The 5194-nt window shown below is 47.8% G+C and carries 4 protein-coding genes; all 4 read right to left on the reverse strand.

From position 1 onward, the window contains the following. Nucleotides 1–78: 78 nt before the first annotated feature. Nucleotides 79–1461 (reverse strand): sigma-54 dependent transcriptional regulator, encoded by a 1383-nt coding sequence (locus Q7J88_RS05500; protein WP_303721151.1) that lies wholly within the window; start codon nt 1459–1461, stop codon nt 79–81. A 4-nt stretch (nt 1462–1465) separates the two neighbouring features. Beyond that, a complete protein-coding gene (locus Q7J88_RS05505) occupies nt 1466–3085 on the reverse strand; it encodes a nitrogen regulation protein NR(II) (RefSeq protein WP_303721152.1) in 1620 nt (539 codons plus the stop codon). Further along, complete coding sequence (locus tag Q7J88_RS05510; protein WP_303721153.1) at nt 3085–4302, reverse strand: type II secretion system F family protein; 1218 nt, start codon at nt 4300–4302, stop codon at nt 3085–3087. Before Q7J88_RS05510 ends, Q7J88_RS05505 begins: the two co-directional genes overlap by 1 nt. A gap of 42 nt (nt 4303–4344) precedes the next feature. Next, the coding region (locus Q7J88_RS05515; RefSeq protein ID WP_303721154.1) for a type IV pilus twitching motility protein PilT at nt 4345–5194 on the reverse strand (850 nt) is incomplete at its 5' end.

Raw genomic sequence — 5194 nt, forward strand, 5'->3', positions numbered from 1 at the left:
GATCATGATTACGATTTACTAATCTTAGCATATAAAATTTTTTTTTCAAGCTTTATTAATTTGTATGGGCAAATTTTTTTACCCACTATCGTCACTTATCCCAAGTTTCGCCAATCGATAACGAATCGACCGGAAACTAATTCCCAGAATCTCGGCAGCTTTTGTCCTCACCCCACCAGATTTTTCCAGAGCCTTCAACAGCATGGAACACTCCATATCCTCGAGCCATTTTTCAAGATCGAACCCTTCTTCGGGAAATTCATCGACAGCGGGCATGGAAGGTCTCGAGACTTTGCGAATCTGGTCGGGTAAAGCTTCAATCGTAAGCTGCTCATTCCAACCTAGAACAACTACCCTCTCGACAAAGTTCTCGAGTTCGCGGATATTACCCGGCCAAGGATATTCCACTAAGCAGGAAAGAGCCTCTTTCGAGATTGGTAGATGCTTCTCTCCGGTACGCAACTGATAAAAGAAGTCGATCAACAGCGGTATGTCGGTTACCCGCTCACGCAAAGCAGGAAGATCGATCTGTACAACATTCAAGCGATAATAAAGATCTTCTCGAAACGTCCCTTCTTGCACCGCCTCCTCCAAGTTGCGGTTGGTCGCCGCTAGTAAACGGATATCGAGCGGCAGATTTTTTGTCCCGCCGACCCGGCGAAATTCCCTTTCCTGCAACACTCGTAACAGTTTAACCTGCATACTCATTGGCAGTTCGCCGATCTCATCGAGAAACAGAGTGCCGCCGTTGGCTACCTCAAACAGACCATCTTTACGCTTATCAGCCCCTGTAAATGAGCCCTTCTCATGGCCGAACAGTTCACTTTCAAGCAGATTCTCCGGGATGGCGCCACAGTTAATCGGCACAAAACTGTTTTCTTTCCGTTCACTATTTAAATGCAGGGCCTTAGCGACCAGCTCTTTGCCGGTACCACTTTCGCCGGTAATTAAAACATTCACCTGGCTCGGCGCGACCCGCTCCAATAACGCGATCATCTCTTTCATCGCTGGGCTGCCGCCGATTAGCTGCTTGAAAGTGAACCGCTCTCCAAGCTGTTTTTTAAGCCGCTTGTTTTCGCTTTGCAACTGAGTCCGCTCCAGAGCATTTTTAATGACAAGGCGGATCTCGTCGTTTTTGAATGGTTTGGTTACATAGTCGTAGGCTCCCAGCTTCATTGCTTCAACCGCTTGTTCAGTCGATGAATAAGCAGTAATCATCAATACAGTGACATCAATCTCACGCTTACGCAGCTCACGCAGTAATTCTATACCGGTCATTTTCGGCATCTGGATATCGGTGATAACCAGATCGTAAGACTCATTAGTCGTTTTTTCTAACGCCTGTGCTCCATTCTCAGCTTCATCAACTTGATAGCCCTCACGCTGGAGCATGATGACAAGCAATTCACGCAAACTGTTCTCATCATCGATAACAAGGATGCGATTTGTTTTCTCACTCATTTTATTAACTTTCTGTATCTGAAAAAATCAGGGTGAATTTTGCGCCACCCAAAACTCCGGGGCTAACATCGATTTTCCCGCCGTGAGCTTCAACGACCGAATAGACTGAAGCGAGGCCTAAACCGGTTCCCTTCTCTTTGGTTGAAAAAAACGGATCGAAAATCTGACTCCTTATTTCTTCGGCAATCCCCGGGCCGGTATCCTCGACCGTTATCGAACTATTTTCAAAATCTACTCGAATATGCAGCTCGCCTCCCTCCGGCATTGCCTCTGCCGCATTGATCGCCAAGTCCCAAAGGACCTGCCAGATCTGCCCCCGATCAAGCTCCATTTCAACCTGCTCAGAATACTGTTTTCTGATTGTTATTTGAGAAAAACGCTGATCGGCAGCTAGCATTTCACAAAGTTCATTCACCACGGCAATCACGTTGATCCGTTCCTTGTTCGGCACTGGCGGGCGAGCATAGGTGAGAAAATCAGTCAGAAGACCACTCAACCGATCAGCTTCACACACAACAATACTCATCAAACGACGATCTTCATCACTGCCATGACTCGCCTCGAGCAGCAGCTGAACCGAGCCGCTGATTGAGGCCAGCGGATTACGTATTTCATGCGCCATTCCCGAAGCCAATCGGCCAACAGCTGCCAAACGGTCAGCACGCTGCAATTGTTCTTCCACCATTTTCAGTTGCGTCAGATCCTGAAACGTGACCAGTAGACCTAGCTCATCTCTCCTGTGCCCTTTGGCTACTGTAGTAGCATAACCGAGAACAAGTTTTTCCTTGGAAGGTTTCTCAAACACCGCTTCAGCTCGACTCACCAGGGAAAAACCTTCTGTCGTTAGCAAGCCTAGATTTGGGAATAAACTATTGACCGGTTGTTGATAGACCTCTCCTCTCTGCAAACCAGTAATCTCGCTGGCAGCCCGGTTAAACGAAAGTACTCTTCCATCGGCAGAAACTAACATTAACCCGCTGCTGATATGCGAAAGTATGGTGCGGTTCATCTCCTCCAATTCTGCAAAATCGACTGTTTTACGCTCCAGTTCCGCTTCGCTGGCCCGCCACCTCTCCGCCAGAGTTCCACTCAAGCCAGCAGACAGAAAAAAAGCAACAACATGAACGAACACTGCCGAAAGAAAGGCCCCACCGGAAACATTTCGGTAAAGGCCTATTTCATTCAGATAATGGAAATACTGCAGATCCAGAATGCCCCCGAATAGGATTGCCGCAGAAGCTGCAGCAAAAAATGTCTGACGACGGGGCAACATAAAACTTGCTGAGACGATGACCAGAAGATAAACAAACGAGAAGACACTTTCGACTCCACCGGTCAAAAGAATGATTGCAGTGACGAACAACAAGTCCCAGACAATCTGCGTCTGGGCAAAAAGGTAGAGTCTTTTCACTAACCGCAACAACAAGGCCGAGCAGATAGCTTGGGCATAGGAAATGGCAATGAGCAGCAGCAAAGGCCCAGCCGCCGAGGTTGCAACAGGCCCTCCCCAGTAGAAAATGGCAGCGCCACCGAGGAGAAATGTAATTACCGCAGCCCGACAGGCCAGATACCATGTCAAACTGCGGTAATCGGTTTTATATATTTTTTTTTTGGTAAATGGCATCAGCCGCCGACAGTTCCAGCGATTTTGAAAATCGGCAGGTACATGGCGACAACTAGCCCACCGACGGTGGTTCCGAGGAATAACATCAACAGCGGTTCCATCATTGATGTCAGGTTGCCCACTGCGTCATCGACTTCATCATCATAGAAGTCCGCTATTTTACTCAACATGGTATCGAGGGCACCAGCTTGTTCACCGACCTCTATCATTTGGCAGACCATCGGCGGGAATACACCAGATTCCTTCAGCGGTTCTGCGATTGTTTTACCCTCGCTAATGCTGATTCGTACTTGGTTGATTGCTTTTTCGATAGTTTTGTTCCCAGCTGTCTTGCTGACAATATCCAAGCCATCCAAAATCGGGACACCACTTGAAATCATGGTTGCCATGGTGCGCGAAAACTTGGCGACCGCGACTTTCCGAATCAAAACCCCAAAAACTGGCAACTTCAGAGCTAAATCATCAATTTTTTCACGCCCTTTTTCCGTTGCATAGGTTTTCTTAAAAGCAAAGATAATAAAAACGATCACGCCGGCTATCACCAAGAAATAATCCTGGATAAAATTACTCAAATTGATAACCAACTGGGTTGGAGCTGGCAAGGCACCACCGAAATCCGCAAACATCTTTTCAAAGGCCGGAATAACGAAAATCAAAATAACCGCGATAACCACCAGTGCTATTCCGACAATCGTCGATGGGTAGGTCATCGCGCTTTTGACCTGCTTCTTCAGTTTCATCGCTTTTTCGATATACGTTGCAAGACGATTTAAAATGGTATCCAGAATACCACCAACCTCACCGGCGGCTACTAGGTTGACATACAGATCGTTAAAGGCCTGGGGATGTTTTTTCAACGCGTCGGCAAAGGTCGATCCAGACTCGACATCCTCTTTGACTTTAGCCAGGACAGTTTTAAAGGTTTTGTTTTCCTGCTGGTTCGAAAGGATATCCAAACACTGAACCAATGGTAAACCGGCATCGATCATGGTCGCAAATTGCCGGGTAAACACTACGATGTCCTTGGTGGTGATTTTCGGCTGCAAAAAGCTGATATTGATCTCCATATCAAGCCCCTTGCCTGCGCCCTTCACCTTATTCGCCTGAATTCCCTGTCTGCGGAGATTCGCAACCACTACAGATTCGTTCGCGGCCTCCATCATTCCTTTGACAGTTTTTCCCTCTCTCGACTTACCAGCATATGAAAACTTTGGCATCGCTAGTCCCTTTCCATTTATCGCGTGCTATATTCGGTTTCTTTACCGTGCCCGTCCAGGATTGATTGCTCCTTGGCGGCGCAACACCGAGTTGGGGTTTGCAAACATCTGCTTCAACTCTTCTATGTCAGGCGAGCGCATCATCGCATCTTCCTGTGCGATCTGACGCGAATGAGCAAGCATAAAAAGCGACTGATTCAGCGTTTGCATGGCGAACTTGTCCTGACCAACCTGCATCTGCGAATAGATCTGATGAATTTTGTCTTCACGAATCAGGTTACGGATGGCCGGATTCGGCACCATGACTTCTAGCGCCATACAACGCCCATTACCATCAGCTTTTTTCATCAGGGTCTGTGACAATACACCCTCAAGGACAAAGGACAGCTGCGTTCGAACCTGAGCCTGCTGATTGGTCGGAAAAACATCGACAATCCGGTTGATGGTCTGAACACAGGAGTTGGTATGCAAGGTGGCAAAACAGAGGTGACCGGTTTCGGCGATCGTCAACGCTGCTTCGATCGTCTCGATGTCCCGCAACTCCCCCAGTAACACCACATCAGGATCCTGCCGCAAGATATATTTCAGCGCTTTTTTGAAGGATTGTGTATCTGCCCCAACTTCCCGTTGATTCACCAAACACTTTTTGTGCGGATGCAAATATTCGATTGGATCTTCTATGGTAATGATGTGCTCATTGCGAGAGGAATTGATCGCATCAATAATGGCCGCCAAGGTCGTCGACTTACCGCTTCCGGTCGGTCCTGTGACCAGAACCAATCCACGCGGCTTCCGCGAGAGGGATTTTACCACCGCCGGCAATCCAAGATCTTCAAAACTTTTAATTTCGAAAGGGATCGAACGAAAAGCTCCGGCCACCGCACCACGCTGC

Origin of the sequence: Malonomonas rubra (assembly GCF_003247215.1) — a bacterium.
Classification (GTDB): domain Bacteria; phylum Desulfobacterota; class Desulfuromonadia; order Desulfuromonadales; family Geopsychrobacteraceae; genus Malonomonas; species Malonomonas rubra_A.